At 73.7% G+C, this 26,438-nt stretch carries 21 protein-coding genes; 9 read left to right on the top strand and 12 right to left on the bottom strand.

Annotated features, from left to right (window positions below):
• Nucleotides 1–127: 127 nt before the first annotated feature.
• The 5 genes from ACFV61_RS11500 to pdxH all read right to left on the bottom strand — a co-directional run bounded on the left by ACFV61_RS11500 (nt 128) and on the right by pdxH (nt 6,254).
• On the bottom strand, nt 128–1,363 hold the full coding sequence (locus ACFV61_RS11500) for a cytochrome P450 (protein ID WP_380491320.1): 1,236 nt from the start codon (nt 1,361–1,363) through the stop codon (nt 128–130).
• A gap of 221 nt (nt 1,364–1,584) precedes the next feature.
• Complete coding sequence (locus ACFV61_RS11495) at nt 1,585–2,409, bottom strand: aminoglycoside N(3)-acetyltransferase (protein ID WP_380491318.1); 825 nt, start codon at nt 2,407–2,409, stop codon at nt 1,585–1,587.
• A gap of 15 nt (nt 2,410–2,424) precedes the next feature.
• Complete coding sequence (locus ACFV61_RS11490; protein WP_380491316.1) at nt 2,425–4,914, bottom strand: FxsB family cyclophane-forming radical SAM/SPASM peptide maturase; 2,490 nt, start codon at nt 4,912–4,914, stop codon at nt 2,425–2,427.
• Between the two features lie 41 nt (nt 4,915–4,955).
• Nucleotides 4,956–5,138 (bottom strand): FxSxx-COOH cyclophane-containing RiPP peptide, encoded by a 183-nt coding sequence (gene fxsA / locus ACFV61_RS11485; protein WP_063348191.1) that lies wholly within the window; start codon nt 5,136–5,138, stop codon nt 4,956–4,958.
• A 483-nt stretch (nt 5,139–5,621) separates the two neighbouring features.
• Nucleotides 5,622–6,254: a pyridoxamine 5'-phosphate oxidase gene (pdxH, locus tag ACFV61_RS11480; protein WP_380374849.1), complete on the bottom strand. Its 633-nt coding sequence runs from the start codon at nt 6,252–6,254 to the stop codon at nt 5,622–5,624.
• Nucleotides 6,255–6,669: 415 nt separating this feature from the next.
• On the opposite strand from pdxH, the gene ACFV61_RS11475 reads away from it, so the two are divergent.
• A complete protein-coding gene (locus ACFV61_RS11475; protein WP_350877533.1) occupies nt 6,670–7,770 on the top strand; it encodes a citrate synthase 2 in 1,101 nt (366 codons plus the stop codon).
• 223 nt (nt 7,771–7,993) lie between these two features.
• Entirely contained in the window at nt 7,994–9,112 is a 1,119-nt protein-coding gene (gene serC, locus ACFV61_RS11470; protein WP_063348193.1) for a phosphoserine transaminase, read from the top strand.
• Nucleotides 9,113–9,448: 336 nt separating this feature from the next.
• Here serC and thpR read toward each other — a convergent pair whose 3' ends face one another.
• On the bottom strand, nt 9,449–10,036 hold the full coding sequence (gene thpR / locus ACFV61_RS11465) for an RNA 2',3'-cyclic phosphodiesterase (protein ID WP_380491314.1): 588 nt from the start codon (nt 10,034–10,036) through the stop codon (nt 9,449–9,451).
• A gap of 45 nt (nt 10,037–10,081) precedes the next feature.
• Here thpR and ACFV61_RS11460 point away from each other — a divergent pair, with 45 nt between their 5' ends.
• Nucleotides 10,082–10,600 carry a GNAT family N-acetyltransferase gene (locus ACFV61_RS11460; protein WP_380491312.1) on the top strand — a complete coding sequence of 173 codons (519 nt, stop codon included), beginning with the start codon at nt 10,082–10,084 and terminating at the stop codon, nt 10,598–10,600.
• A gap of 81 nt (nt 10,601–10,681) precedes the next feature.
• Here the strand turns inward: ACFV61_RS11460 and ACFV61_RS11455 are convergent, their stop codons facing one another.
• Together ACFV61_RS11455 and ACFV61_RS11450 are read right to left on the bottom strand one after the other, a co-directional pair.
• A complete protein-coding gene (locus ACFV61_RS11455; protein ID WP_380491310.1) occupies nt 10,682–12,205 on the bottom strand; it encodes an MFS transporter in 1,524 nt (507 codons plus the stop codon).
• Nucleotides 12,206–12,328: 123 nt separating this feature from the next.
• A complete protein-coding gene (locus tag ACFV61_RS11450) occupies nt 12,329–12,763 on the bottom strand; it encodes a MarR family winged helix-turn-helix transcriptional regulator (RefSeq protein WP_063348195.1) in 435 nt (144 codons plus the stop codon).
• A 151-nt stretch (nt 12,764–12,914) separates the two neighbouring features.
• On the opposite strand from ACFV61_RS11450, the gene ACFV61_RS11445 reads away from it, so the two are divergent.
• Together ACFV61_RS11445 and ACFV61_RS11440 are read left to right on the top strand one after the other, a co-directional pair.
• On the top strand, nt 12,915–13,346 hold the full coding sequence (locus ACFV61_RS11445; protein ID WP_380341698.1) for a VOC family protein: 432 nt from the start codon (nt 12,915–12,917) through the stop codon (nt 13,344–13,346).
• A 323-nt stretch (nt 13,347–13,669) separates the two neighbouring features.
• Nucleotides 13,670–14,485, top strand: coding sequence for an MHYT domain-containing protein (locus tag ACFV61_RS11440; protein WP_063348196.1), 816 nt, complete (start codon nt 13,670–13,672; stop codon nt 14,483–14,485).
• A 142-nt stretch (nt 14,486–14,627) separates the two neighbouring features.
• Here the strand turns inward: ACFV61_RS11440 and ACFV61_RS11435 are convergent, their stop codons facing one another.
• Nucleotides 14,628–16,340: a hydrogenase maturation protein gene (locus ACFV61_RS11435; RefSeq protein WP_380491308.1), complete on the bottom strand. Its 1,713-nt coding sequence runs from the start codon at nt 16,338–16,340 to the stop codon at nt 14,628–14,630.
• Nucleotides 16,341–16,626: 286 nt separating this feature from the next.
• Nucleotides 16,627–17,550, bottom strand: coding sequence for a DUF4231 domain-containing protein (locus tag ACFV61_RS11430; protein ID WP_063348198.1), 924 nt, complete (start codon nt 17,548–17,550; stop codon nt 16,627–16,629).
• Between the two features lie 128 nt (nt 17,551–17,678).
• Between ACFV61_RS11430 and ACFV61_RS11425 the strand changes: the two genes are divergently transcribed.
• The gene (locus ACFV61_RS11425) at nt 17,679–18,128 is read left to right on the top strand and encodes a VOC family protein (protein WP_380491306.1); all 450 of its coding nucleotides are present in this window, start codon (nt 17,679–17,681) and stop codon (nt 18,126–18,128) included.
• Between the two features lie 94 nt (nt 18,129–18,222).
• On the opposite strand, the gene ACFV61_RS11420 is transcribed toward ACFV61_RS11425, so the two are convergent.
• The gene (locus ACFV61_RS11420; protein WP_063348200.1) at nt 18,223–19,683 is read right to left on the bottom strand and encodes an NCS2 family permease; all 1,461 of its coding nucleotides are present in this window, start codon (nt 19,681–19,683) and stop codon (nt 18,223–18,225) included.
• Nucleotides 19,684–19,846: 163 nt separating this feature from the next.
• Between ACFV61_RS11420 and ACFV61_RS11415 the strand changes: the two genes are divergently transcribed.
• From ACFV61_RS11415 to ACFV61_RS11405, 3 genes are read left to right on the top strand one after another with little or no spacing between them, the layout of a single operon-like run.
• Nucleotides 19,847–20,149: a DUF2530 domain-containing protein gene (locus ACFV61_RS11415; protein ID WP_380491305.1), complete on the top strand. Its 303-nt coding sequence runs from the start codon at nt 19,847–19,849 to the stop codon at nt 20,147–20,149.
• 52 nt (nt 20,150–20,201) lie between these two features.
• Complete coding sequence (locus tag ACFV61_RS11410; RefSeq protein ID WP_380423873.1) at nt 20,202–22,676, top strand: HAD-IC family P-type ATPase; 2,475 nt, start codon at nt 20,202–20,204, stop codon at nt 22,674–22,676.
• Nucleotides 22,677–22,733: 57 nt separating this feature from the next.
• Entirely contained in the window at nt 22,734–22,991 is a 258-nt protein-coding gene (locus ACFV61_RS11405) for a hypothetical protein (RefSeq protein ID WP_063348203.1), read from the top strand.
• A gap of 4 nt (nt 22,992–22,995) precedes the next feature.
• On the opposite strand, the gene ACFV61_RS11400 is transcribed toward ACFV61_RS11405, so the two are convergent.
• The gene (locus ACFV61_RS11400) at nt 22,996–26,292 is read right to left on the bottom strand and encodes a sacsin N-terminal ATP-binding-like domain-containing protein (RefSeq protein WP_380491303.1); all 3,297 of its coding nucleotides are present in this window, start codon (nt 26,290–26,292) and stop codon (nt 22,996–22,998) included.
• Nucleotides 26,293–26,438: the final 146 nt, after the last annotated feature.

The following is a 26,438-nucleotide window of genomic DNA, read 5'->3' as shown; positions in this document are numbered from 1 at the left end:
CCCTCTTGGGTAGGGGGCGCCCTCCGATTTCATCACCAAATGGGTGTCCCCCCGGCGCGCCCCCGCCTGGGCGGCGCGGGGGGCTCCCGCGAGTTCGCGGGAGCCGCCCTTCCCCCAGGTGCCGCCGTCACACTGCGGTGGGCCTCGGGACGATCCAGAGCTCGGCCGGGCCGCTTATGATCACGGACTCCAGGCGGGCCGGCGTCGGGCTGGCCGGGTCCAGGGCGCTGCCGGGGTAGGCGCAGAAGAGGCCTTCCAGGGCCACTTCGGCCTCCAGCCGGGCCAGGGGTGCGCCGAGGCAGAAGTGCGGGCCGTAGCCGAAGGACAGGTGCTCCTTGTCGGGGCGGGTCGGGTCGAAGTCGTCCGGCCGGTCCGGGTGGACCTCCGGGTCCCGGCCGGCCGCGCCGAATCCGAGCAGGATCGGCTCGCCCTGGCGGACGACCACGCCCTCGCCGAGGTCGATGTCCTCCAGCGGGTAGCGGAGCGGGATGTGCATCACCGGGCTCTCGTGGCGCAGGGTCTCCTCGATGACGTCCTCCCACGCGAGGGTGCCCTCGCGGACCTGGGCCAGGTAGCGGGGGTGGGTGAGGAGCGCCTGGACGGCGCTGGTGATGAGGTTGACCGCCGTCTCGTACCCGGCGCCGAGCATCAGGAAGAGCTCGTCGCGGGACTCCTCCTCGGCGCGGCCCGTGTCGCCGCCGGTGCTGACGGCGGCCACGTCGCTGGCGAGGTCGGGGCCGGGGTCGCGCCGTTTGAGCTCCAGCAGTTCGACCAGCACCACGTTGATCTCCGCCCGCGCGACCGTCATCTGCTCGGTCGTCGCCGTCGTCGTCAGCAGGGTGTCCATCGACCGGCCGATCTGCGGCCGCATGTCGGCGGGTACGCCGAAGAGGTCGCAGATCACCGTCATGGTGAGCGGGAGCGAGAGGGCCCGGCGGATGTCCACGGCCTCGCCGGGGGCGAGGTCACGGAACGCGCCGACCAGGGCGGCGGTCGTCGCCTCGATACCGGGCCGCAGCGAGGACACCCGGCGGGGCGAGAACGAGGGCGCCATCCGTCGTCGCGCCGAGCGGTGTTCGTCGCCGTAGCGGTTGAAGAAGTTCTGCTGGAACGCGATCGGGCCCATCGGCCACCCCTCGGGCACCGCGGCCAGGCCGGGCCAGTGCTTGCGCGGGTCGCGGGAGACCCGCGGATCGCCGGTCAGGGCACGGATCACCGAGCTGCGGGTCACGGACCAGGCGACGATGCCGCCGGGGAGTTCGACCCGCACGGCGGGCCCGGCGGCGCGGAGCTCCGCGTTCTGCTGGTGCAGGGCCCGGCCGGTCATGTCCAGCACCGGGCAGCCGTTGTCGTCTGGAGCCATGGCATTGCTCCTCAGGATCTCTCGGGGGGCGCCCCCAGCAGTCCGTGTCCGGGGCCTGTGCTCCGTTCTAGAGCGGCACGGAGCGGTCGTCAACGGACCGCGACGGTGCTACCAGGATCATCCAGCCAGACGGACTGTGCCCCGTCTACACGGGAAGTCGGCGGGGCCGACTTCCTACGCACCAGGACGCTGAAAAGGGCCGGCCGGGGCGCGCGGGGGGCTCAGGGGCGGAGGAGGTGTTCGGCGAGGTCGACGGCTTCGCGGACGGGGACGAGGCGGCAGTCGGTGGTGCCGAGGTGGGTGGTGGTGATGCCGGTGGCGGCGGCGAGGACGCGGGTGCCGAGGTCGGCGAAGTGGAGGTCGTCGAGCTCGGGGGCCCGGAAGGTGAGCCAGCCGTCGGGGCCGACGCAGCGGTATTCGCGCAGGGGGACGTCGGGCATGCGCTGGTCGGCGAGGTGGAAGGCGGTGAAGCGGGCCATCGGGACGCCGAGCATCAGCACCCGGGCGTCGAGGTCGTAGAGGCGTCCGAGCGGGGACTCGGGGCCGAGGTGGGAGGTGAGGGGGTGGTGGGCGGTGATCTCGCGGGCGTGCCGGCCGAGGGCCGTCCAGGAGGTCTGGGGGTGGCAGCTGCGCAGGGCGCCGGAGCGGGTGCGGATCTCCTCGGAGAGGGCGCCCATGGTCGGCGAGCAGGGGGTGGTCGCCGGGTCGAACCGCGGCATCCGGGCCCGGTAGGCGGCGGTCTCGGCCGGGGTGAGGCCGGCGGTGGCGGTCTGGTGGATGCGCGAGGTGGCGGAGTTCTCGGGGGTGGCGGTGTAGGCGACCAGGGTGCCGCCGGGGCCGAGGACGTGGAGCAGCGCGTCGGCGACGGTGGCGGCGCCGCCGTCCACCGGGCCGAGGGCGCGCAGGGAGGCCTCGACGTGCACCACCATGCCCGGGCGGACGCCGAGTTGGGCGAACCCGGCGGCCAAACCCCCAGCGGTGAGGGCGGTGCCGGTGAGGGCGGTGCCGGCGAGAGCAGTGCCGGTGAGAGCAGTGACGGTGCGCATGGCCGCTCCTCTGGGTCAGACCTCGGCGTGGCGGGCGCGGCCGCGCTCGTGACCACGCTCGTGACGGGCCCGTTCGGCGGCCCGTTCAGCGGCGGCGGGCAACGGTACGGCGAGCCACGGTGCGACGCTCTCACGCATGCCGTCGGCGAAGCGCAAGCCGAGCGCCGTGAGTGCGCCGGATCCGGCCAGCCGGTCGACGGCTTCGGCGGTGTACCGGCGCCAGAGCGCGAACTGGGTGCGCGCCCGGTCGGCGGCCTCGCCCGGCAGCCCGTCGTAGGCGAGCGCGCGGGTGCCCCAGTACTCGGTGACGGCGAGGTGCGCGTAGGTGCCCTGCAGCAGGCCTTCGAGCGGGCGCGGATCGGGCCGCCAGGGCGCGAGGTACAGCTGGTCGTCGGCCGGGTCGTGGAGGTCGAACAGGTCCAGTACGGCGCCGAGTTTGACGTGCTGGAACTCGTGCGCGAGCAGCAGTGCGAGCGTCGGCGCGGTCGCGGGCCGGGCGATGCCGACCGCGCCGTGGGCCTGCCGGGCGGCCGAGCTGACGTCCCGCCCGGTGGGGCCCGGCCGTAGCGGGGTGATGGTGGTGAGGCCGGCCCGGAGGCCTTCCGCGTACGCGGGCAGGTCGTGCCCGAGCAGTTCCCAGGCTTCGCGCAACGCGCCTGTCCAGTCGAGCAGTTCGCCGCCGGAGAGCCGGCCGGCCACGGCGTGGTCGTGGCTGTCGCGCAGCGGGTCGACGTCCTCCAGGGTGACCGTCCACCCTCCGGCCAGCCGGACCCGCCGCAGCGGCTGGTCCAGGGCGGCGGACACCGATCCGTCGGACGCCCGCACGCTGAACCCGTCGGCCAGGCCGGTGACGACCGCCTCCCCGTCCGGGGCGGCGGTCCGACCGAGGGTCGGCAGGTGCAGCCACCCGCCGCGCACCGGCACCGCGACCGCGTCCCCCCGACCGGCGCGGACGGCGGCGGCGGCGGCCAGGGCGGCCAGCGGGCCGAGCCCGACGGTGAGGTCCCCGGCGAGCCGGCGGGCGGCCCAGGCGCGGGCGTACGGGTGGGTGAGGACGGTGTCGACGGCGGCGGGTGCGCTCGCGTCGAGTTCGGACAGCAGCGCCCAGGCCGCCGATCCGGGCTGCCCGGAGGCGTCCCAGGCGGCGGCCAGCATGGCCCGGGTGAGGGCGAGTTGGGCGCGGGACAGGGCCCGTACGGTGTCCTGGTCCCCGTACCCGCGGGCGAGCTGGTCGAGCTGCCGCTCGGTGAGGGCGGCCGGCACCACCGGCTCCCCGGCCTGGGCGGGCACGGAAGGACCCGCCGCGGCAGCGGAACCGGCGGCGGAACCGGCCGCGGAAGCGGCGGCGGAACCGGCAGCGGACCCGGCGGCGGAACCGGCAGCGGACCCGGCGGCATCGCCGGCGAGTTCGTTGATGAGCTTCATGAGGTCACCGCAGTAGACGGAGGGATTGTCGAAGCCCGTGTCGGCCCGGTACCGGTGGGCGTACAGGCCGCCGCCGCAGCTGCGGACGACCGGGCAGGCCCGGCAGGCGGCGCTCAGCCCGGCCAGCCCCGACTGGCGGGCGGTCATGCCGGGGTGCAGCGCGACCTGGTCGAGGCTGTGCGCGAAGACGTCGTACCCCGTCTCCGGCGCGCCGTCGTAGGCGGTCTTGAGGCTGTCGGCCTGTTCGAAGCTGCCGTCCGTCTCCAGGACGACCAGGTCGGAGGGTTCCAGGCCGAGCGATTCGGTGAGGCTGGAGAGCCCGTGCAACGTCCGGTGGACGGATTCGAAGGTGCGGACGGCGAACGGGCGGCCGTCGGCGTCCCATCTCCGGTACACGGCCAACAGCCAATCCGCGTACGGCGTTTGCGCACCGTCGGCGGCCGGTTTCGGCCGGTCCTCCCAGGTGGCGTGCGGCAGCAGGAAGTCGACGGCGGGGGGGTCGAGTTCGGCCAGGGCCCGGTAGACGGCGTCCGGGTCGTTCTCGATGTCGACGGTGCAGAGCAGCCCGGCGTAGAGGTGCCGGTACGCGGGCCGGCGCAGCCGCTCGACCGCCCGCAGGACGTGCGGGTGGCTGCTGCGGCCGTCGGCGAAGCGGCGGTGGCGGTCGTTGGCGGCGCGGTCGCCGTCGAGCGAGATGCCGACCCTCATGCCGACTTCGGCGAAGAGTTCGCAGTAGGCGTCGTCCAGTTGGACGCCGTTGGTGTGGATGCGCAGGTCGAGTGCGCAGCCGGGCGACAGGGCCGCCCGGAGCGCCTTGGCCGCGTGGCGTAACCGGTCCGGGCCGGCGAGCAGGGGTTCTCCCCCGTGCAGGACGACCCGGACGGCGGGCAGCCGGTGTGCGGCCGCGTGGTCGCCGATCCGCTCGGCGATCTTGTTCAGGACTTCGTCACCGATGACCTTGGGGCGTCGACGCCAACTGGTGTCGGCGTGCTCGTACACGTAGCAGTGATCGCAGGCAAGATCACACCGGCTGTGCACTTTCACGACGAATTGGGTGAAAGGCAGCGGAGTTGGCGTCATGGTCGATCGGATTCAGCCGGAGCCGATGGTCAGTCGGCCGATCAGATGGAGGAGTTGAAGGCCGCGACCGGCACCGCACCCGCACCGGTGTCGGGCAGGGCTCGTCGGATCCTGGCAGAGAGTTCCTCGGCGCCGAGCTGGGCGAGGTCGGCCAGCGAAGGCCGGATTTCGCCCTGAGGCTCCGTCAGTTCAGTGCGGGGCATGGTGTCCAGTGCGGGTGTCATGTTCGATTCTCTTCCACGATGGGGGTTAGAGAGAAGCAGGGCCGGGTATATACGTCGGCCTAGTCGACCAGGGTACTGCCAGCACGTGGGCTGCGCCGTGCTCTTGCGCGCCCCTAACAGCCCACTACCCCCTTCACGCAGCGAAGTCTCGCCAAAAGTTCACCCACTCGGCGGTCGCGTGAAGGCACCTGACCGGCGCACAGGCGCCCGGCGTCGCGCCGCCGAACCCACCCCGGCGGCGCCCCTACGCCAACGTACGGCCGCCGCCCCGGCCCGACCCGCTCCCCCGGCGCGGCCGGAGCCCCCTTCCCTGACGCTCGCGCCCCACCCGAACCACCGGCCGGCGAAGGCCAGTTGGCGCGATTCGACAGCGCCCCGCACTCCTCCGACTCCACACGACGGCCAGCCCGACGAGCCCGACGACGGACCCGACGAGCCCGACAGCGGACCCATCGGTATTCGAACGCCTCGCAGGCCCGCCGGCTACGGGCAGAGCCGCTCCACCCGCCAGCCGCCCGCTCCGGCCGGATCGGCGAAGTAGCGCAGCCGGTCGTGCAGCCGGTTCTCCCGCCCCTGCCAGAACTCCACGCTCTCCGGGATCACCCGGTACCCGCCCCAGAACGGCGGCACGGGCACGCCCTCGCCCTCCGGGTAGCGGCGCTCCAGTTCGGCGTAGCGCTGTTCGAGGACGTCGCGCCCGCCGACCGGGCTGGACTGCTCGCTGGCCCAGGCGCCGAGCTGCGAGCCGTGCGGCCGGGTGCGGAAGTAGGCGGCGGTCTCGTCCCGGCCGACCTTCTCCACCCGCCCCTGGACGATCACCTGGCGGGCCAGCGCGATCCACGGGAACAGCAGCGCGGCGTGCGGGTTGGCGGCGAGCTCGGAGCCCTTGCGGGAGCCGTAGTTGGTGAAGAAGACGAAGCCGCGCACGTCGTAGCCCTTGAGCAGGACGGTGCGCGAGCTGGGCCGCCCCTGGGCGTCGGCGGTGGAGAGCACCATCGCGTTGGGCTCGACCACCCCGGCGTCGTCCGCCTCGTGGAACCAGCGGGTGAACTGGGCGATCGGCTCGGGCGCGAGCTGTTCCTCGACCAGGCCCTCGTGGGTGTAGTGCTTGCGCATCACGGTGAGGTCCGGTCCGGGCCGGGCATCGTCGGCCAGGATCCGGGTGGCGGGGCTCAGGGGCGTCGACTGGGCGCGTTCCGGGGTCTGCACGTCAACATCATCCCGTACGACAAGCAACCGGCACCGCTACCTCCGGACAAACCCCGGTGGGAGATAAGGTGTCCCGCCACCGCTCGACCGCCCCCGTACGGTGAATTGTCCCGAACCAGGCGTTTGGTTCCGGAGATTCCCGGGCACGACCGACCCTCGGCGGAAAAGTCAAGCGGGCCCAAGCGCAACATCACCATGGTGGTGTATGGCGCAATGCACCCGGTGCCTGTCACTCTGGCACCGAGTGCCAACCACCATTCGGTCACTGGCGCGCCGCCCCACCACGGCGCAGCGCCGATCGCAGAACTGAAGGAGCCGTCGTATGTCCGACTTCGTACCCGGGCTTGAGGGAGTCGTCGCGTTCGAGAGCGAGATCGCCGAACCCGACCGTGAAGGCGGCGCGCTGCGGTACCGCGGTGTCGACATCGACGACCTGGTGGGCCACGTCTCCTTCGGCCACGTCTGGGGCCTGCTGGTGGACGGCAAGTTCAACCCCGGTCTGCCGGCCGCCGAGCCGTTCCCGATCCCGGTGCACTCCGGTGACATCCGGGTCGACGTGCAGTCCGCGCTCGCCATGCTCGCCCCGGTCTGGGGCCTCAAGCCGCTGCTCGACATCTCCGCCGAGCAGGCCCGCGACGACCTCGCCCGCGCCGCCGTGATGGCGCTGTCCTACGTGGCCCAGTCGGCCCGCGGCCAGGGCCTGCCGATGGTCCCGCAGAGCGAGATCGACAAGGCCGAGACGGTCGTCGAGCGGTTCATGATCCGCTGGCGCGGCGAGCCGGACCCGAAGCACGTCAAGGCCATCGACGCCTACTGGACCTCCGCCGCCGAGCACGGCATGAACGCCTCCACCTTCACCGCCCGCGTCATCGCCTCCACCGGCGCCGACGTGGCGGCCGCGCTCTCCGGCGCGGTCGGCGCGATGTCCGGCCCGCTGCACGGCGGTGCGCCGTCCCGCGTGCTCGGCATGATCGAGGAGATCGAGCGCACCGGCGACGCCACCACCTGGGTCAAGAACGCGCTGGACCGCGGCGAGCGCCTGATGGGCTTCGGCCACCGCGTCTACCGCGCCGAGGACCCGCGCGCCCGCGTGCTGCGCCGCACCGCCAAGGAGCTCGGCGCGCCGCGCTTCGAGGTCGCCGAGGCGCTGGAGAAGGCCGCGCTGGAGGAGCTGCACAACCGCCGCCCCGACCGCGTGCTGGCCACCAACGTCGAGTTCTGGGCCGCGATCATGCTGGACTTCGCCGAGGTGCCGGCGCACATGTTCACCTCGATGTTCACCTGTGCGCGCACCGCGGGCTGGTCGGCGCACATCCTGGAGCAGAAGCGCACCGGCCGGCTCGTGCGCCCCGCCGCGCGCTACATCGGCCCCGGCCCGCGCCGCCCCGAGGAGATCGAGGGCTGGGACGCCATCGGCCACTGAGCCCACCGAGCGCCCCGAGCGCTCCGAGCGCCCGCCGAACGCCCCCGGGCGCCCCGGGCGCTCCGCGTCCGCACCACCCCCGAGCAGCGGGTCCGACCTCCGTCGGGCCCGCTGTTTCCGCAGTTCGGGCCCGCTGTTTCCGCAGCTGGGAGCCGTGAAGATCACAGTCTCAGCGTGCGGACGACCGTACCCCGGGCGGCGCCCCGGCCGGTAGGCTGCGCGCGTGGCTCAGATCCAGATCCCCGCTGACATCAAGCCCGCAGACGGCCGTTTCGGCTGCGGACCGTCCAAGGTGCGCCCCGAGGCCCTGAGTGCCCTCGCCGCCACCCAGACCTCCCTGCTCGGCACCTCGCATCGCCAGGCCCCGGTCAAGAACCTGGTCAAGCGCGTGCGCGAGGGCGTGAGCAGCCTCTTCTCGCTCCCCGAGGGCTACCAGGTCGTCCTCGGCAACGGCGGCTCCACCGCCTTCTGGGACATCGCCGCGTTCGGCCTGGTGCGGGAGAAGTCCCAGCACCTGGACTTCGGCGAGTTCTCCTCCAAGTTCGCCTCCTCGGTCAAGGCCGCGCCGTGGCTCGCCGAGCCGAGCGTCATCAAGACCGCCCCGGGCACCCACCCGCTGCCGGTCGCCGAGGCCGGCGTCGACGTCTACGGGCTCACCCACAACGAGACCTCGACCGGCGTCGCGATGCCGATCAAGCGCCCGGTGGGCGCGGACGAGGGCTCGCTGGTCCTGGTGGACGCCACCTCGGGCGCCGGCGGCCTGCCGGTGGACATCACCGAGACCGACGTCTACTACTTCGCCCCGCAGAAGTCCTTCGCCTCCGAGGGCGGCCTGTGGCTGGCCGCGTTCTCCCCGGCCGCCCTGGAGCGCGCCGCCGAGATCGCCGGCTCCGGCCGGTACATCCCGCCGTTCTTCGACCTGCCGACGGCCATCGACAACTCGTCGAAGGACCAGACGTACAACACCCCGGCGATCTCCACCCTGTTCCTGCTGGCCGACCAGCTGGAATGGCTGAACGGCAACGGCGGGCTCGACTGGGCCGTCGCCCGTACGGCTGATTCCTCGTCCCGGCTGTACGCGTGGGCCGAGAAGTCCTCCTACGCCAGCCCGTTCGTGGCGAACCCGGCCGAGCGCTCCCAGGTGGTCGGCACCATCGACTTCGACGAGTCGGTGGACGCCGCCGCCGTCGCCAAGGCACTGCGTGCCAACGGCATCGTGGACACCGAGCCGTACCGCAAGCTGGGCCGCAACCAGCTGCGCGTCGCGATGTTCCCGGCGATCGACCCGGCGGACGTCGAGGCGCTCACCCACTGCATCGACTACGTGGTCGAGCAGCTCTGAGCGATCCCGTGCACGGCTGAGGGCCACCGCCTCCGGGCGGTGGCCCTCAGCCGTTGCGGCGGGGCCGACCAGCCGGGCCGGGTAGGCGGGCCCGCCGGCCGGGCCTACCCGCCGACCATCGAGCTGATCAGCACGACGACCAGCAGCAGCACCAGGGTGCCGGTCACGATACGCATTCGAGTCTTGGGATCCACGGTCAATGAGCGTACCTCCGGCCCACCCGCCGACGGATCGGAGCCCCGGGCCCAACGGCCACCCCGGGCCCGAACCGCCACCCCGGGCCCGAACCGCCGCCCCAGGCCCGAACCGCCACCCCGGGCCCGACCGCGCCCCGGCTCAGCTCCAGTCGGCGAGCGGCCAGGCACGCAGCGACGAGTAGTGGGCGAAGCCGCCGTCCAGGTCGCTCTGCATCAGGTGCAGCTCGGCGGCCTCCCACTCGGGCCCCCGGTAGTCGGCCAGCGCGGCCGCCAGGGTGTCCAGCTCCGCCGCCGCGAGCCGCTGGACGGCCCGCCGGTGGCCGCGCGAGGAGCCGGCCCGGGCGAGCGTGAGGTGCGGGTGGAAGGTGAAGGCGTCGACCTCCCCGGTCACCGCGGCGGTGGCCTCGGACACGGCCTCGGCGAGCCGGCGCAGCGCCCAGGTCTGCCCCTCCACCCCGACCCAGAGCACCCGGTCGCCGAACCGGCCGGCGCCGGACAGCCGCAGCCGGTGCACCGGGTGCACCTCGGCGACGGCGGCCAGGCCCGCCTCCAGCTCCGGCAGTTCCTCGGCCGGCACCTCGCCGAGGAAGGCCAGGGTCAGGTGCCAGCCCTCGACGGTGGTCCAGCGCAGCCGGTCCGCCCCGGGCAGCCCGCGCACCGGCGCCACCGCGTCCGACAGCCCCTGCAGCACGTTGACCGGCGGCAGCACCGCCACGAAGAGCCTCATGGAGACATCTTCCCGCGCAAGGCGGTTTGGGCTAGAACGTTTCCTATGAAGATCCGCACCGGGGGACCGGACGACATTCCCGACATCCTCGCCCTGCTCGACGGCGCCGTGGGCTGGCTGGCCGGCCAGGGCCGCACCGGCCAGTGGGGCGACCAGCCCTTCAGCACCATCCCGGCCCGGGTCGAGCAGGTCGCCGAGTACGCCACCGAACCGTTCCTGATCCGCCTCGCCGAGGACGACGAGGGCCGCACCGTCGGCTGCTGCGTGCTGTCCGAGCAGCGGGGGAAGTACATCCCCGCAGTGGACGAGCCCGAGCTGTACGTCCGCATCCTGGTCACCGACCGCAGCCGCAAGGGCTCGGGGATCGGCACCGCGCTGATCGCCGACGCGGTCGAGGAGACCCGCCGGCGCAGCCTCGGCCTGCTGCGGGTGGACTGCTACGCGGGCGCCGACCGCAGGCTGGTCGGCCAGTACCGGGCGCTCGGGTTCACCGAGACCGAGTCCTTCGAGGCCGAGCAGCCGAACGGCATCTGGCCCGGCCAGGTCCTCGCGATCCGGCTCTGACCCTTCGGCCCTGCACCGAAGGACCCCCGACCCTGCACCGAAGCCCCGGGGCGGACCACCACCCCGGGGCATGGCGCTTCATCAGCAGGCGGGCGCCAGCTCCGACTTGGCGGCGGTGATGGTCCGCGGCACGAAGGCCACCACCCGGCCGCCACGGCCGGGGTGCAGGTCGAACCGCACCCGCAGGTCCGCGCTGCGGGCCAGCACCAGGCCCACCACACCGGCCGCCAGCGCGGACACCAGTCCGCAGGCCAGCAGGCCGAGCCGGGGCCCGTACGAGGCGGTCACCCAGCCGACGATCGGGGCGCCGATCGGCGTGCCGCCGGTGAAGACCAGCACCAGCAGGCCCATCACGCGACCGCGCATCGCGGGGTCGGTGGCCAACTGCAGCATGGAGTTGACGGAAGTGTTGAAGCTGAGTCCGAACACCCCGATCAGCGTCAGCAGCACCGCGAAGGTCCAGTAGTCGGGTGCGAACGCGGCCACCACCTCCAGCGAGCCGAAGGCCAGCGCCGCCACCACCAGCCGGCGCAGCCTGGGCACGCCCCGGCGGGCCGCGAGCAGCGCGCCGGCCAGCGAGCCGACCGCCATCGCGGTGTTCAGCAGGCCGTACTGCCCGGCGCCGACCTTGAAGGTGTCGTAGGCGAAGCCGGAGAGCAGCGTCGGGAAGTTGAAGCCGAAGGTGCCGATGAACCCGGCCAGGACCATCGGCCAGAGCAGCTCGGGCCGCTCCTTGACGTAGCGCAGGCCCTCCCGCAGCTGGCCCTTCTCGCGGGCGATCGGCTCGGTCGGGCGCAGTTCGCTCTCCCGCATGGCGAGCAGCCCGCCGATCACGGCGGCGAAGGACAGCGCGTTGACGGCGAACGCCCAGCCGCTGCCGACCACGGCGATCAGCAGGCCCGCGACGGCGGGGCCGACCAGCCGGGCGGTCTGGAAGTTGGCGGCGTTCAGGCTGACCGCGTTGGCGAGGTCCTTGGGCCCGACCATCTCGGACACGAAGGCCTGCCGGGTCGGGTTGTCGACCACGGTGACCAGGCCGAGCAGCAGCGCGAAGGCGTACACGTAGTACGGCGTCACGACGCCGCCGATGGTCAGGACGGCCAGGCCGGCGGCCAGCAGGCCCATGGCGCCCTGGGTGTAGATCAGCAGCCGGCGCTTGGGCATCCGGTCGGCAAGCACGCCGCCGAACAGGCCGAGCAGCAGCATCGGCAGGAACTGCATGGCGGTGGTGATGCCGACCGCGAGGGGGCTGCCGGTGAGGCTGAGGACCAGCCAGTCCTGGGCGATCCGCTGCATCCAGGTGCCGGTGTTGGACACCACCTGGCCGGCGAAGTAGTAGCGGTAGTTGCGAACGCGCAGGGAGGAGAACATCCCCCCGGGCCTCGTGAAGCGGGCACCTGTGGGAGACGTGGACGCGTGGGTGCGTCCGGGAGCGGCGGGGTCGTCCGCCGCGGTGCGTTCGTCGGGGTCGTCGTCGCCGCTGCCGGGCAGCCCCGTGGGGGCGGGTGCCTGGAGGTCGGCGGCCGCGGCGCCTGCCGCGGCGGGGTCGGTGGTCTGGTCGTCGGTGCGGATGGCGGCGGCGCTGGCTGCGGCCGGCGGTGTCACGGTGGTCTCCCCTCGCGGCGCGACGGCCCGAACTGCGGCCGTCGCGCTCCTGGTTTCTGTGGTCGGTGCTGCGGTGATGCGGTACTCCTTCTTCTCCCGGCCGGCGGGCCGGGGTCGGCGTGCCTAGAGGTGTGCGAGCTTGTAGAGCACGGGCGCGGCCTCCCGGAGGACGGCCCACTCCTCCTCGTCGAGCCCCTCGGCGAGCTCGGCGAGCCAGACGTTGCGGCGCCGGCGGCTCTCGGCGAGGATCGCCTCGGCCTGCTCGGTGCTGCTGACGACCACCTGGCGGCGGTCCTCGGGGTGCGGCTCGCGCCGCACCAGCCCCTTCTCCTCCAGCATCGCGACGATCCTGGTCATGGAGGGCGGCTGCACGTGCTCCTTCCGGGCGAGCTCACCCGGTGTCGCCTTTCCGCATCTGGCGAGGGTGCCGAGCACCCCCATCTCGGTGGGGCTCAGCGACTCCTCGACCCGCTGGTGTTTGAGTCGACGGGAGAGGCGCATCGTGGACGATCGCAGCTGATTGATCGCTGCGAGGTCCTGCTCGGACATCTCGGGCATGTTCTTTAGCTTACGTCATTACTCTCGCTAAGGAAAATGCGTTCCCATTCCACCCCGCCGGCCCCGTCCGTTCACCGCGCGCCGGAAGATCGGCCCGGTGCGATGCTGGTGCTGGGTCTCGAATGATCTCGACTGGAAGGGCCGACCAGACATGTCCGACCTCGCCGCCGACCCCGCCTCCGGCCTCCCCTCCGGCCTCGCCGCCGCGCCGGGCGACACCGGCTTCGCCCGCCTCGCCATGGTCACCATCGACTGCGCCGACCCGATCGCGCTGGCCGGGTTCTACGGCGAGCTGCTGGGCTGGGAGAGCCGCCACCTGGACGAGCAGTTCGCGATCCTGGACAACCCGGAGGGCGGCAGCCCGCTGGGCTTCGGCCGGGTCTCGGGCTACCGGCCGGAGCCGTGGACGGAGCCGGACGGCGGCAAGCACTTCCACCTGGACTTCTACGTGGACGACCTGGACGAGGCCATCGCGAAGGCGCTCGCACTCGGCGCGACCGAGCCGACGTACCAGCACGGCCGGACGCTCAAGGTGCTGATCGACCCAGCCGGCCACCCGTTCGGGCTAGCCCCACTGGAGTGACGAACCCGGAGCGACGAGCCCGAGGTGACGAACCCGGAGTAACGGACGAACCGACCGGGTGCCGTGCGCAGGCGGTGTCAGGAGTTGGTGCCAAGATCATGCAGGCCGCGTAAAGGTCCATCCTGACCTGGGACTTCACGAAAAGCGCGAACCTTGTGCGACCGTCCGGTAGTGGCTACTGTCCCCCGTTGTCAGGGGCACCACACGCCAGGTCTCCCTTCGGCGGCGCCGTTCCCGCGCCCGTTGCCGCGTTCCTTCCCGACCATCCGTGTCCGCCCGAGGCCTGGCGCCCTTCCTCCCCCGCATCCGTCCTGGGAGCTCTCTTGGGTGAGATCCATCATGCCGACCACGGCTGGGTGACACCGGCGGTCTCGTACTTCGTCGCCTGCCTCGGCGCCTTCGTCGCCCTGCGCAGCGCCCGCTGGGCACTCGTCTCGCAGGGCCGGACCAGGGTGGTCTGGCTGCTCTTCGCCTCGACCTCGCTCGGCGCCGGGATCTGGTCCATGCACTTCATCGCGATGCTCGGCTTCTCCGTCACCGGGGTCGAGATCAGCTACCGGCCCGGGCTGACCGTGCTCAGCCTGCTGGTCGCCATCGCCGTCGTCGGCATCGGCCTGTTCACCGTCGGGTACAGCCGCCGCCCCGTCCTGTCCCTGCTGGCCGGCGGGCTGACCACCGGCCTCGGGGTCGCGGCGATGCACTACCTCGGGATGGCCGCGATGGTCCTGCCCGGCCACCTCGACTACGACCGGCTCACGGTCTGGCTGTCCGTCGCCATCGCCGTGTTCGCGGCCACCGCCGCGCTCTGGGCCACCCTGAACATCCGCGGCACGCTCGCCGTCCTGGCGGCCGCGCCGGTCATGGGCGTGGCGGTGTGCGCGATGCACTACACCGGCATGGCGGCGCTCTCGGTGCGGCTCGACTACTCGCACTCCACCCAGGGCGGCGTGATGGCGCTGCAGTTCATCTTCCCGCTCGGGGTCGGGCTCGGCTGCTACGTCTTCTTCGGCTCGCTGGCCTTCGCGGTCTCACCGAGCCGCAGCACCACGCAGCCGCTCCTGCTCGGCCCGGCGGCCCCGCTGGTCCCACTGGTCCCGCGCCAGCGGCGGCAGCGGGACGAGGCCGGCACCAGGCGCTGAGCCGGGCGGGCCCCAAGGCCCCGAAGCCCCTGAAGCCCCCGAAGCCCCCCGTCTCCCAGTCCCCCCCAAGCCCCGAGGGCGTCCGACCGGGTCCCCCACCCCAGCCGGACGCCCTCGGCTCACTCCGGCCGACGCCGCCCGCTCACTCCGGCCGCCCCAGCAGCCCGGTCAGGTGCACGGGCGTGGCCACCGGGCAGACCTTGTGCACGAAGTCCCGCCGCAGCGCGTGGTACGGCTCGCCCGCCCGGTAGAAGTTGGCGTGCATCCGCCGCAGTTCCTCCGCCCGGTACTCGGCCAGCGGCTTCGCCTCCTCGTCGGCGGACCGACGGCGCTTCTTGTCGACCAGCCGCCCGGTGAGTTCGGGCGAGGCGCCGAGCGCGGCGGCCTCCCGGACCACCCAGCGCCGGAAGGCGGCCGCGTCCCCGCCGCAGGTGCGGTCCACCAGGCCGATCCGGCACGCGTGTTCGGCGCCGACCGGCAGCGCCTCGGTGGTCAGCCGCGCGGCCTGCTCGTCGCCGACCCGGCGCGGCAGGGTGTACGTCCAGTACTCGGAGCCGTAGAGGCCCATCAGCCGGTAGTGCGGGTTGAGCACCGCCGACTCCCTGCACCACACCTCGTCGGCGGCGAGGGCCGCCATCAGGCCGCCGGCCGCCGCGTTCCCGGCCAGGGCGGCGACGGTGAGCTTGTCGGTCGTGGTGAGGACCGCGTGGACCAGGTCGTCCATCGCATTGATGTTCTCCCAGGACTCCAGCGCGGGGAAGGCCGCGCCCTCGATGACGTTGAGGTGGATCCCGTTGGAGTAGAAGTCCCGGGGCGCCCCGAGCACCAGCACCGAGGTGGGCCGGTCGGCGGCCTCGCGGTAGGCGGCGAGCAGCCGGCGGCACTGCCCGGTGCTCATCGCCCCGCCCGCGTAGGCGAATTCGAGGTAGCCGACGTCGCCCTCCTCGCGGTAGCGCAGCTCCGACCAGGTCTCCCGGCGGGCCGCCGAGGTCGGTGTCACCGGGACTTCGCGGACCCGGTGCAGCAGGCCGGCGAGCACCGTCGCGGCCGGCTGCTTGAACGTGGCGGGCCCGCCCGGGGTGCGGCGCGGGCGCAGCTGGGGGATCCAGACCGCGCCGTCCACGGTGGCGCGGCAGATCGCGCCGTCGCGGGTGGCGAGCACGGCGCCGGGCACCGGGCCGCGCAGCTCGTCCTCGGGGTGGCCGCCGTGCAGGAAGTACTCGCGCCCGAACAGCTCGTCGAGCACGCCGGGTTGGGAGTCGGCGGCGCGGAGCTTGCGCAGCACGGTGGCGGTGTCGTCGGCGGCCCAGTCGATCCGGCGCGCGTCCTGCCGCAGGAGGGGCCGCAGCCTGCCGTGGACGTCCGGCCGGTCGTAGTCGAGCGGTTCGGGGGTGAACAGCCCGCCCTCGAAGCGCTGGACGGCGAGCAGGACGGCCTCGACGGCCGCGTCGGCGACCTCGCCCCGGTACAGCTCGCTCTTGCCGCAGTCGGTGACGGGGAACTCGACGGACGCCCAGATGTCGCCGGCGTCCATCTCCTCGACGGCCTGGAGGACGGTCACGCCCCAGCGGTCCGCCCCCTCGGTGATCGCCCAGTCGAGCGAGGAGGGGCCGCGGTCGCCCTGGGGCCCGGGGTGCACGATCAGGACGGTCCGGGTGGACCAGATGTCCTGCGGGACGGCCTTGGTGAGCATCGGACAGATGATCAGCTCGGGGTCGGTACGGTCCACCGCCGTCCTCATCACCTCGTCGCCGAGGGCGAGTTGGACGGCGACCTGGTGGCCGCGCCCGCGCAGCTCGGTGTGGACGCGCTGGGTCAGGCTGTTGAACGCGCTGGCGATCAGGAGAATGCGCAAGAGGGCCTCCGGACAGGGACTGGGGTCGCGCGCAGGCGATGAAACCAGGGCATGGACACGTAATGATTACGTTCTACGCCTTCCCGCCCGACCCTCACGCACTCCGCACACCTGTGCGCCCGGCGTGGCGTCCGCTTCGCCGGATCTCCCCAGCCCCTCCCCGGAGTTGACGGCCGCGGCCGCCCGCCGGCATCGACCGGCCCGGCCGCTCCCCGGCATTGACGGCCCCGGCCGCTCCCCGGCGTCGACGGCCCCGGCCGCTCCCCGGCGTCGACGACCCCGGCCGCTACCGCGGAAACGCCCGGCGGGCCCGCCAGGTGGTGTGCTCGCGGGACACCGCGTCCTCCGCCTCGGCGGCCATCCGGGCCCAGCGCGCCTCGGCGTCCGGCGTCTTGAGGTCGAGGTCGGAGAGCTGGTTGCCGACGTTCTCCAGTTCGCGCGCGGCCAGCTGGTAGGCGGCGGCCAGCGGGCGCAACTGCTTGAGCTGGGTCCAGGCGATGACGGCGGCGGCCGCGGCCGAGCTGGCGCCGAAGACGTGCACCTGGAGGGCGCCGGTGGCCTGGGCGACGGCCGCCGCCGCGCCGATGATGATCAGCGCCGCGATGCCGAGCCCCCAGGACACCGCCTGCGTCTCGCACGCCTCGGCTCGGGCGCGGTACCAGGTGCGCTGGCCCTCGACCCGGGTGCGCAGGTAGAGCATGCGGCGGGTGGTCAGGCTGCCGGCCCGCATCCGCCGCATCTCCGGGGTGATCTCGGGGACGGTGCCGGGCGGCACGATCTCCGGGTCCTCGAAGGCCCGCAGCACGTCCTCGACCTGGAGCAGGTAGCCGCGGTCCACGTCCGCGGACTCCGCCTCGCCGTCGAACGGCCGGGCCCGGACGGTGTACTTCCAGGCCAGCGTCTTGACCGACTCGGCCGCCGCCCGGGCCTCGTACCAGCGCCCCTGCGGGTTGCTGCGGCGCAGCCGGGACCAGAAGTAGCCGGCGATCAGGAAGGCGCCCACCGAGTACAGCGGCACGCTGTCGAAGGAGCCGCGGTCCTTCGGCCCGGGGAACGAGCCGATCACGGCGGCGATCACCAGCATGGCGATCAGTCCGCGGTACCAGCGCAGCGTCTCGCGCTGGCCGTCCAGCGAGGCCTTGTCCGCCGTCCAGAACAGCTCCGGCAGCAGCTTCGCCTCGTCTCCCCCGGGCGGATCCTGTTGCACCATCGGTCGAGCCCCCTCCCCGTGTCCGTCCAGGCAGTATTCCCTCCGTCAACTTCGCTACACAGGCCCCTTTTTGACATTTTCCCGGCGGTGATCGCCGAACCGCCCTCGCAACCGGTACAACCGGTTGCATGCCGCTGCACTGGAAGCTCGTCATCGACTGCGCCGACCCGAACCGCCTGGCCGCCTTCTGGGCCGCCGCCCTCGACCACGCCCTTGAGGAGCACAGCGCCCTGATCACCCGCCTGCTCGACGCCGGTGCCGTCACCCCGGACGCCGTCACCGAGGTCGACGGCCACCCCGCCTGGCGCACCCTCGCCGCCGTCCGCCACCCCGAGGACCCGTACGACCCCGCCACCGGCACCGGCCTGGGCCGCCGCCTGCTCTTCCAGGCCGTCCCCGAGCCGAAGCACGGCAAGAACCGCCTCCACCTCGACGTGCACCCGGGCCCGGGCGAGCGCGAGTCCACCGTCGCCCGCCTCCAGGCGCTCGGCGCCACCGTGCTGAACGACGTCGAGGAGCCCGGCGGCGCTTGGACACTCATGGCCGATCCCGAGGGCAATGAGTTCTGCGTTCACTGACCGCCGGCCCGGGGCAGGCGCCCCCGGGAACGACGGCGGCCCCGCCCTTCCCCGGAGGGGGACAGGACGGGGCCGCCGGTGGAGCGGTACGGCGTCAGAGCAGGCCGAGGGCCGGCATCAGGTAGTAGAAGGCGAACACCGACGCCACCGCGTACAGCGGGACGGGCACGCTGCGCCCGCGCCCGGCGGCCAGGCGCAGGACGCAGAAGGCGATGAAGCCGAAGCCGATGCCGTTGGTGATGCTGTAGGTGAACGGCATCATCACGATCGTCAGGAAGGCCGGGATCGCGATGGTGTGGTCCGACCAGTCGATCTCCTTGATCGAGCCCGCCAGGATCAGGAAGCCGACGGTGACCAGGGCCGGGGTCGCGGCCTGGGCCGGGACCATGGTGGCGAGCGGCGTGAGGAAGAGCGCGACCACGAAGAGCAGGCCGGTGACGATCGAGGCGAAGCCGGTCCGGGCGCCCTCGCCGACACCGGCGGTGGACTCCACGAAGCAGGTGTTCGCGGAGGCGGAGGTGGCGCCGCCGGCCGCGGTGGCGATGCCGTCGACCATCAGGATCTTGTTGATGCCGGGCAGGTCGCCGTTCTCGTCGAGCAGGTGGGCCTCGTCGGCGACGCCGAGGATGGTGCCCATCGCGTCGAAGAAGCAGGACATCAGCACGGTGAAGACGAACAGCACGCCGGTCAGCACGCCGACCTTCTCGAAGCCGCCGAACAGGCTGACCTTGCCGACCAGGCCGAAGTCCGGGGCGGCGACCGGGTTGCCCGGCCAGGCCGGGACGGTCAGGCCCCACTTGAGCGCCGGGACGTCGACGAGCTTGTCGATCACCACGGCGAGCGCGGTGCTGACCACGATGCTGATCAGGATGGCGCCGGGCACCTTGCGGATCAGCAGGACGAGGGTGAGCAGCAGGCCGAACACGAAGATCAGCACCGGCCAGCCGAGCAGGTGCCCGCTGCCGCCGAGCTGCAGCGGGACGGTGGTGTGCGCGGCGTCCGGCATGCGGCTGACGAAGCCGGAGTCGACCAGGCCGACGAGGGCGATGAACAGGCCGATACCGATCGCGATGGCCTTGCGCAGCCCGAGCGGCACGGCGTTCATGACCCGCTCGCGCAGGCCGGTGGCGACCAGCAGCATGATCGCGAAGCCGGCCAGCACGACCATGCCCATGGCGTCCGGCCAGGTCATCTTGGGGGCGAGCTGGAGCGCCACGATGGTGTTGACGCCGAGGCCGGCGGCCAGGCCGATCGGGACGTTGCCGATCACGCCCATCAGCAGGGTGGTGAGACCTGCGGTGAGGGCGGTGGCGGTGACCAGCTGGGCGCTGTCCAGGTGGGCCCCGGTCATGTCCGTGGCGCTGCCCAGGATGATCGGGTTGAGCACCAGGATGTACGCCATGGTGAAGAAGGTGGCGACGCCGCCGCGGATCTCGCGCGGCAGGGTGGAGCCGCGCTCGCTGATCCGGAAGTAGCGGTCCAGGGCGCCGGCGGGGGGCTTGGGGGCGCTGGAGGCGGGTTCGGGCGACTCGGTGGTCGGCTGGACCACAGGCATGCGTGCGTCCTCTGTGGGGGAGCTGAGGAGGGGGGGACGCCCGGGGCGACGGTGGCCGGGCGGGGAACTTTCAGTATGGTTTCCCGATCGCACACGCGCTATCTTCGCGCGTAGAAACCAGAGGGCCCCTGCGGGTCTGCCGCCGCACCGTACGCTAGGCCCCATGCCCAAGACGCCGCTGCACCCCTCGCCCCCTCCGCTGGAGGCCAACGACGTCGCCATCGTCGGCGGCGGCACGGTGCTGTGGTTCGTCGCCTTCCTGGCCCTGCTCCCCTTCCAGGGCACCCTCTCCGACCACGGCCACGGCACCTGGCCGTGGATCTGCCTCTCCGGCGGCCTGCTCGGCCTGATCGGCCTCTGGTACTGCCGCGCCCGACGGGACGCCATCGCCCGCGACCGCGCCGCCGAGACCGCGAACCGGGCGGCCGGAGACGACGGCCAGGACCCGGCCACCCAGTCGGACTGAATAGTCCTTTAGTAGCACGCACCGGACATAAGGCACCCGTAGAGTCGGTGCCATGACGCAGCCTGCCCACCCCGCGGAAGAGCAGCCCGGCGACGCCGACCGCCCCGACGGTGCGCACCCCCTCGGGCTGCTGCCCGGCCGACGCGGCGGGCTGACCTCCGCCGAGGTGGCCGAACGCGTCGCGCGCGGACAGGTCAACGACGTCCCCGTACGGTCCAGCCGCTCCGCCAAGGAGATCGTCCGGGCCAACGTCTTCACCCGCTTCAACGCGATCATCGGCGTGATGTTCGGGATCATCCTGATCGTCGGCCCGCTCCAGGACGGCCTGTTCGGCCTGGTCATCGTCGCCAACACGGCGATCGGCATCATCCAGGAGCTGCGCGCCAAGAAGACCCTGGACAGCCTGGCCCTGATCGGCGAGGCCCGCCCCGAGGTCCGCCGGGACGGCACCGTCGAACAGATCTCCGTCGCCGAGATCGTGCTCGACGACACAGTGCTGCTCGGCATCGGCGACAAGGTGATCGTCGACGGCGAGGTCACCGAGGCGGACGGCCTGGAGATCGACGAGTCGCTGCTCACCGGCGAGCCCGACCCCGTCCTCAAACAGCCCGGCGACCAGGTCATGTCCGGCAGCTTCGTGGTGGCCGGCGCGGGCGCGTTCACCGCCACCAGGGTCGGCCGCGAGGCGTACGCGGCGCAGCTCGCCGAGGAGGCCAGCCGGTTCACCCTGGTGAAGTCGGAGCTGCGCAGCGGCATCAACAGCATCCTGCGCTTCATCACCTACCTGCTGATCCCCACCGCCATCGGCCTGATCATCAGCCAGCTGGCCGTCGAGGGCCGCGACTGGCGCGAGGCCGTACGCCGGATGGTGGCCGGGATCGTACCGATGGTCCCCGAGGGACTGGTCCTGCTGACCTCGGTCGCCTTCGCGATCGGCGTGATCCGGCTGGGCCGCAAGCAGTGCCTGGTCCAGGAGCTCCCGGCGATCGAGGGCCTGGCCCGGGTCGACACCGTCTGCCTGGACAAGACCGGCACCCTCACCGAGGGCGGCATGGACGTCGTCGACCTGCGGGTCCTCTCCGACGGCGAGCCCGGCGCCCCCGACCCGGACACCATCAAGCACGCGCTCGGCGTGATGGCCGGCGCCGACGCCCGCCCCAACCCCTCCATGCAGGCGGTCATCGACGCCTACGGGCGCGGCGACGGCGGCGCCCCGGGGGCCGGCGGCTCCCCGGCCGCCGACGGCTGGCGGGTGATCGAGGCGATGCCGTTCTCCTCCGCCCGCAAGTGGAGCGGCGTGCAGCTGCTGGAGCCGCAGGGCGGCGAGGCCAGCTGGCTGCTCGGCGCCCCCGACGTGCTGCTGCCCGCCGGGCACCCGGCGCTCACCGAGGTCGACGAGCTGGGCGCCAAGGGCCTGCGGGTGCTGCTGCTCGGCCGCACCCCCACCCCGCTGGACTCCCCCGACCCGGCCGACGGGCTCGCCCCGCTCGCCCTGGTGGTACTTCAGCAGCGGCTGCGCCACGACGCCGCCGCCACCCTGCGCTACTTCGAGGGCCAGCAGGTGCAGGCCAAGGTCATCTCCGGCGACGCCGCGGTCTCGGTCGGCGCGGTCGCCAGCCATCTCGGTCTGCCCGGCGCCGACCACCCGCTGGACGCCCGGACGCTGCCCGCCGAACCGGACGCCCTCGCCGACACGGCCGAACGGACCACCGTCTTCGGCCGGGTCACCCCGCAGCAGAAGCGCCAGCTGGTCGCCGCCCTGCAGTCCCGCGGACACACCGTGGCGATGACCGGAGACGGCGTCAACGACGTGCTCGCGCTCAAGGACGCCGACATCGGCGTGGCGATGGGCACCGGCAGCGACGCCACCAAGGCGGTCGCCCAGATCGTGCTGCTCAACGACTCCTTCGCCACCCTGCCCTCGGTGGTCGCCGAGGGCCGCCGGGTGATCGGCAACATCGAGCGGGTCGCGGGCCTGTTCCTGGTGAAGACGGTCTACTCGGTCCTGCTGGCCCTGCTGGTGATCTTCACCCACTCGCCGTACCCGTTCCTGCCCCGGCACTCCACCGTGCTCTCCACCCTCACCATCGGCATCCCGGCCTTCTTCCTCGCCCTCGCCCCCAACAACGAGCGGGCCCGCACCGGCTTCGTGAAGCGCGTCCTGCGGCTCGCCGTGCCGGGCGGCGTCATCGCCGGCACCGGCACCTTCGTCGCCTACGCGCTGGCCCGCTCCGACCACGCGACCGACCTCAAGGCCGACACCAGCGTTGCCACCCTGACGCTCTTCCTGATCGCCATCTGGGTGCTCGCCATCGTCGCCCGCCCCTACAACTGGTGGCGCCTGCTGCTGATCGGCACCATGGGCGGCGCCTTCGCCCTGGTCCTGCTGGTGCCCTGGCTGGCGGAGTTCTTCCAGCTCTCGCTGGTGGGCACCCGCGACCCCCTGGTCGGCGTCGGTATCGCGGTGGTCTGCGGCCTGGCCCTGGAGATCGCCTGGCGCTTCATGAAGCGCCGCGGGATGGAGTGAGGCCCTGGCACCCCCGGCCCGCAGCCTGGATGATCGATCGCGGAAGGGGGTGCCGACATGGCCCACACGGGTGGGGAAACCGAGCGCGAGACCGGGCAGGTGGAGGCGTTCACCGCCTTCCTGGCCGGCCTGCTGGCGGCCGGACTGACGGTCCTGGTCCTGGTCGGCGGCCGCTGGCTGACGAACGCCGGCGAGGTGACCGCCCCGGCGCTGCCGTGGGTGCCGACGGCCGTGAAGGCCCTGGTGGCGGCCGTCTGGCTGGCCACCACCACCGTCGTCTACCTGCGGCTCAAGCGCCGTGGGCGGGCCCGCTGAGCGCTCAGCCCTCGAAGTCCCGCGCCGCGGACAGTTCGTACGCCCGGTCCGGATCGGTGAGCACGGCCAGCACCTCGAACCGCCGGTGCCACTGCCCGACCGACCAGGCGAGCCCGGCCGCCAGGCCCTCCGGGGTGGCCGCGTGCAGCAGCCCGGGCACCGGCGGGAGCTCGAACTCGTCGTCCTCGTCGGCGGCCTCGGCCGCGTCCGGGTCGTAGGGCGCCTCCGGGGCGTCCGCCTCGACGTCCCAACGCCAGTCCACGGCGGCGTCGTCGCCGTCCGGGCCGACCACCAGCAGCTCCTCGTGCTCCTCGTAGGCGACCGGGCAGCCGGGCAGCAGCTCCCGCACCACGGCGGGGACCCGGTGCAGCACGCCCTCGGAGAGCACCCGCCCGCCCGCCACCTCACTGGCGAGCGAGACGTGCAGCCGCTCGGCGAGGTCGGCGGCGAGCGCCGGGGCGACCGGCACCAGCGGGTACGGGTGCAGGAGCTGGACGAGGTCGGGCGCGTCGGCGACGACCGCCCTGGAGGAGTCGACGACCACCGTGTGGGCCGGCCGGCGGCCGGTGTCCGGGTCGAGCGGCGGCAGCGCCCGCACCACGTCGACCGGTTCGATCCGCTCGATCTCGACCCGCGCCAACGCGCTGTGCAGGCCGTGCAGTTGGCGGTGGCCGAGGTCGGAGGCCGGATCGGTGAGCCGGTCCAGCACCTCGTCCGGGCCGTGCGGTTCGGCGAGCAGCGCGGCCAGCGTGGTGCGCACCCCGAGCGCGTGCAGGAACTGCTCGTCCAGGGTCGTCCGGGCCTCGTCGTAGAGGCCGCGCAGCAGCGGGTCGGCACCGGCGGCGCGCAGTCCGGCGGGCTCGCGGCCGTCCAGCACCGGGTGGTCGCGCAGCCACCAGGCGGTGTACGGCGGCAGGTCGGTGTAGGAGCCGTCCGGCAGCAGGGTGCGGACGGGGTTGACGACGGCGTCCCGGTACGGCGGGCGGGAGAGCGCGGCGAGCGCCTCGGGCCAGGCGTCGTCGTCGACCAGGTCGAGGTCGCGGACGGCCAGCAGTTCCGCGGCCACCGGCGGGACGCCCGCGACGTCGTCGGCCTGCAGGGCTTCGAGGGCGTCCTCGGCCCAGTCGGCGAGGCCGTCGGGCGCCTCGTCGAGCAGCCCGGTGGGGTGGCCGCCGGCCGCGCGGTCGGCGGGCGCGGTGGGGTCGAGCCGCTCCAGGTCGTCCGGGTCGAGCACCACGTCCTCGGCGCGGACGAGGACGAAGTCGGCGAGCACGCCGACGGCGGTGAGCACCTCCGGGCCCCAGCGCTCCAGCAGCTCGTCGTCCACCCAGCCGGCGTCCTCCTCGCGGGCGAGAGCCGCGAACGGGCTGCCGGGCAGGACGAGTTCACCGGCGCGGGCGGGCTCGCCCTCGTCGTCGAGCAGGGCCAGCCGGGCCAGCCAGCGGTGCTCGCCGGCGGCCGGGCCCGCGACCTTGACCAACGCCAGGACAGCGTCCGCCAGTTCGAGCGCGGCCTCGACGTCGTCCTCGGCCACCTGGTAGGAGCGGGCGACGGCGGCCCGCACCTCGGGGGTGTCGAGCACCCCGGCCGGGGTGGCGGTGCCGGCGCCGAGCTTGGCGAGCAGCGGGTGGGCCGCCTCGGGGTGGGCGAGCCGCAGGTCGAGGGCGGCGAGCGCGTCGGCCAGCGACTCGGGGTAGCCGGGGAAGGCCGCCCAGTCGGCGTCCTCGGAGGGCAGCAGGACGCGCCGGGGCCCGGTGATGGTCCGGCCGTCGGCGAGCGGGACGGGCAGCGCGCCGAGCGCCTCCGGGTCTGCGGCACCGAGCGCCGCGTACAGGTTGCGCCACCAGGCGGGCTCGCGGTCCAGGCCGCCGAGCTGGTCGACCACGTCGGCCAGCGGCACCCGGCGCACGTTCAGCACCCGCAGCTCGGTACGGCGCTCCAGCCCGGCCGGCAGCAGCCCGGGGAAGATCGGCGCCAGCGCCTCGACCACCGAGCCGTCCGCCCCCTCCAGCAGGGTGGCGTCCCGGGGGCGCAGCGCGGGCGTGCCCGCCTCGACCGGCGCCGGGTGCGGCAGGAACGGCGTGCCGGGCAGCCGGGAGAGGACGGCCGCGCGGAGCGCGTTGTCGAGCGCGCCCTGGCCGAGCGGCCCGGGGACGAGGCCGAGCGAGCCGAGGTCGGCGCCGCGGGCGCGCAGCAGGTCGGCGTAGCTGTCGGCGGCGCGCGCGGGGAGGAAGTCGGCGAGCGCGCCGGGGGCGACGTGCCGGCGGGTGGAGTCCAGCGGGTAGGAGGCGATGAGCAGCGCGGGCAGGCCGATCGGCTCGTCGCTGGGGGTGGGCGCGTGCAGCACCGGCGCGATGCCGGGCGCCTGCGGGGTGCCGTCGGCGGCGACCGGGACGGCCCAGGTGACCGTCCAGTACGGGCGGGCGCGCTCCTCGGTGGGGCGGTCGGCGAGCAGCTCGGCGGCCAGGGTGCCGGTGGCGCCGGCGGTCTGCCAGCGGGTCCGCCGCGGCCGGCCGTCCGCGTCGTCGGTGACGGTGACCTCGGTGACGCCGTCCGGGCGGGGCTCGGCGGCGGCGCGGGTGAGCGTCCGGGTGCCCTCCGGGGTCTCCACCACGACCTCGGCGAGGCCGGGCAGGGTGAGCAGCAGCGCGTCGTCGATGCCGGCGAGCAGACGGCGGGTCAGGTCCTCGGCGGCGGCGTCCCGCAGCGGCAGCACGACCACCGTGTCGTAGCCCTCGGGGGCCGGGCCCTCCGCGGCGAACGGCAGCCGCAGCAGCGGCACGTGGCCGTCCCGGCGGCGCAGTTCCTCGGCCAGCGCGGGCTGCGCCTGGGCCAGCGAGCGGGCCTCGCCGAGCGACCAGCGCACCCCGCCGGCGGCGCCGAGCACGGCGGGCTCGTCGGTGACGGCGAGCACGGCGGCGAAGCCGACGCCGAACCGGCCGACGGCGGGCGTCTCACCGCGCTTGGAGGAGGCGCGCAGGGTGGACAGCGACTCGACGGCGGCCGCGTCCAGCGGGGCTCCGGTGTTGGCGGCGGCGAGCACGCCGTCGGCGAGGGTGAGCCGCAGCCGGCCGGGACCGTGCCCGGCCCGGACCGCGGCGTCGGCCGCGTTCTGCGCCAACTCGACGACCAGGCGGTCGCGGTAGCCGCCGAGCGCGAGTTCCTCCTCGGCGTTGGCGTCCTCCCGGAACCGGGCCGGCGAGGCGGCCCAGGCGTCCAGCACCCGCCGGCGCAGCGCGGCGCTCCCGAAGGGGTCCGCGAGGTGCTCGTCCGTGCTGCTGCCGATGATCCGAGGTTCCACTGGACCTGCCGCCTTCCGCCGCCCTGTACTTCGTACGGGGGGCATTCTCCCCCGCCCCGGCCGCTGCTCCGGACCGCGCCCCCGCCGCCGAGCCCCCGCAGGGCCCCCACCCGCACGAACGCCGCGGCCCGCCCCACCGGTTCGGT

This window comes from Kitasatospora sp. NPDC059817 (assembly GCF_042731835.1).
Lineage (GTDB): Bacteria > Actinomycetota > Actinomycetes > Streptomycetales > Streptomycetaceae > Kitasatospora.
This window is presented reverse-complemented; position numbering and strand designations above follow the sequence as displayed.

What these genes read in the sequence shown, in the direction of transcription:
- ACFV61_RS11460 (WP_380491312.1), top strand. Translation starts at nt 10,082, where the DNA reads ATGAAGATCCGCACCGGGGGACCGGACGACATTCCCGACATCCTCGCC.
- ACFV61_RS11420 (WP_063348200.1), bottom strand. Translation starts at nt 19,683, where the DNA reads ATGCCTGTGGTCCAGCCGACCACCGAGTCGCCCGAACCCGCCTCCAGC.
- pdxH (WP_380374849.1), bottom strand. Translation starts at nt 6,254, where the DNA reads ATGCGCAAGCACTACACCCACGAGGGCCTGGTCGAGGAACAGCTCGCG.
- ACFV61_RS11425 (WP_380491306.1), top strand. Translation starts at nt 17,679, where the DNA reads ATGCCGCTGCACTGGAAGCTCGTCATCGACTGCGCCGACCCGAACCGC.
- ACFV61_RS11410 (WP_380423873.1), top strand. Translation starts at nt 20,202, where the DNA reads ATGACGCAGCCTGCCCACCCCGCGGAAGAGCAGCCCGGCGACGCCGAC.
- ACFV61_RS11430 (WP_063348198.1), bottom strand. Translation starts at nt 17,550, where the DNA reads ATGGTGCAACAGGATCCGCCCGGGGGAGACGAGGCGAAGCTGCTGCCG.
- ACFV61_RS11415 (WP_380491305.1), top strand. Translation starts at nt 19,847, where the DNA reads ATGCCCAAGACGCCGCTGCACCCCTCGCCCCCTCCGCTGGAGGCCAAC.
- ACFV61_RS11495 (WP_380491318.1), bottom strand. Translation starts at nt 2,409, where the DNA reads ATGCGCACCGTCACTGCTCTCACCGGCACTGCTCTCGCCGGCACCGCC.
- ACFV61_RS11405 (WP_063348203.1), top strand. Translation starts at nt 22,734, where the DNA reads ATGGCCCACACGGGTGGGGAAACCGAGCGCGAGACCGGGCAGGTGGAG.
- ACFV61_RS11490 (WP_380491316.1), bottom strand. Translation starts at nt 4,914, where the DNA reads ATGACGCCAACTCCGCTGCCTTTCACCCAATTCGTCGTGAAAGTGCAC.
- fxsA (WP_063348191.1), bottom strand. Translation starts at nt 5,138, where the DNA reads ATGACACCCGCACTGGACACCATGCCCCGCACTGAACTGACGGAGCCT.
- ACFV61_RS11445 (WP_380341698.1), top strand. Translation starts at nt 12,915, where the DNA reads ATGTCCGACCTCGCCGCCGACCCCGCCTCCGGCCTCCCCTCCGGCCTC.
- ACFV61_RS11450 (WP_063348195.1), bottom strand. Translation starts at nt 12,763, where the DNA reads ATGCCCGAGATGTCCGAGCAGGACCTCGCAGCGATCAATCAGCTGCGA.
- ACFV61_RS11475 (WP_350877533.1), top strand. Translation starts at nt 6,670, where the DNA reads ATGTCCGACTTCGTACCCGGGCTTGAGGGAGTCGTCGCGTTCGAGAGC.
- ACFV61_RS11500 (WP_380491320.1), bottom strand. Translation starts at nt 1,363, where the DNA reads ATGGCTCCAGACGACAACGGCTGCCCGGTGCTGGACATGACCGGCCGG.
- thpR (WP_380491314.1), bottom strand. Translation starts at nt 10,036, where the DNA reads ATGAGGCTCTTCGTGGCGGTGCTGCCGCCGGTCAACGTGCTGCAGGGG.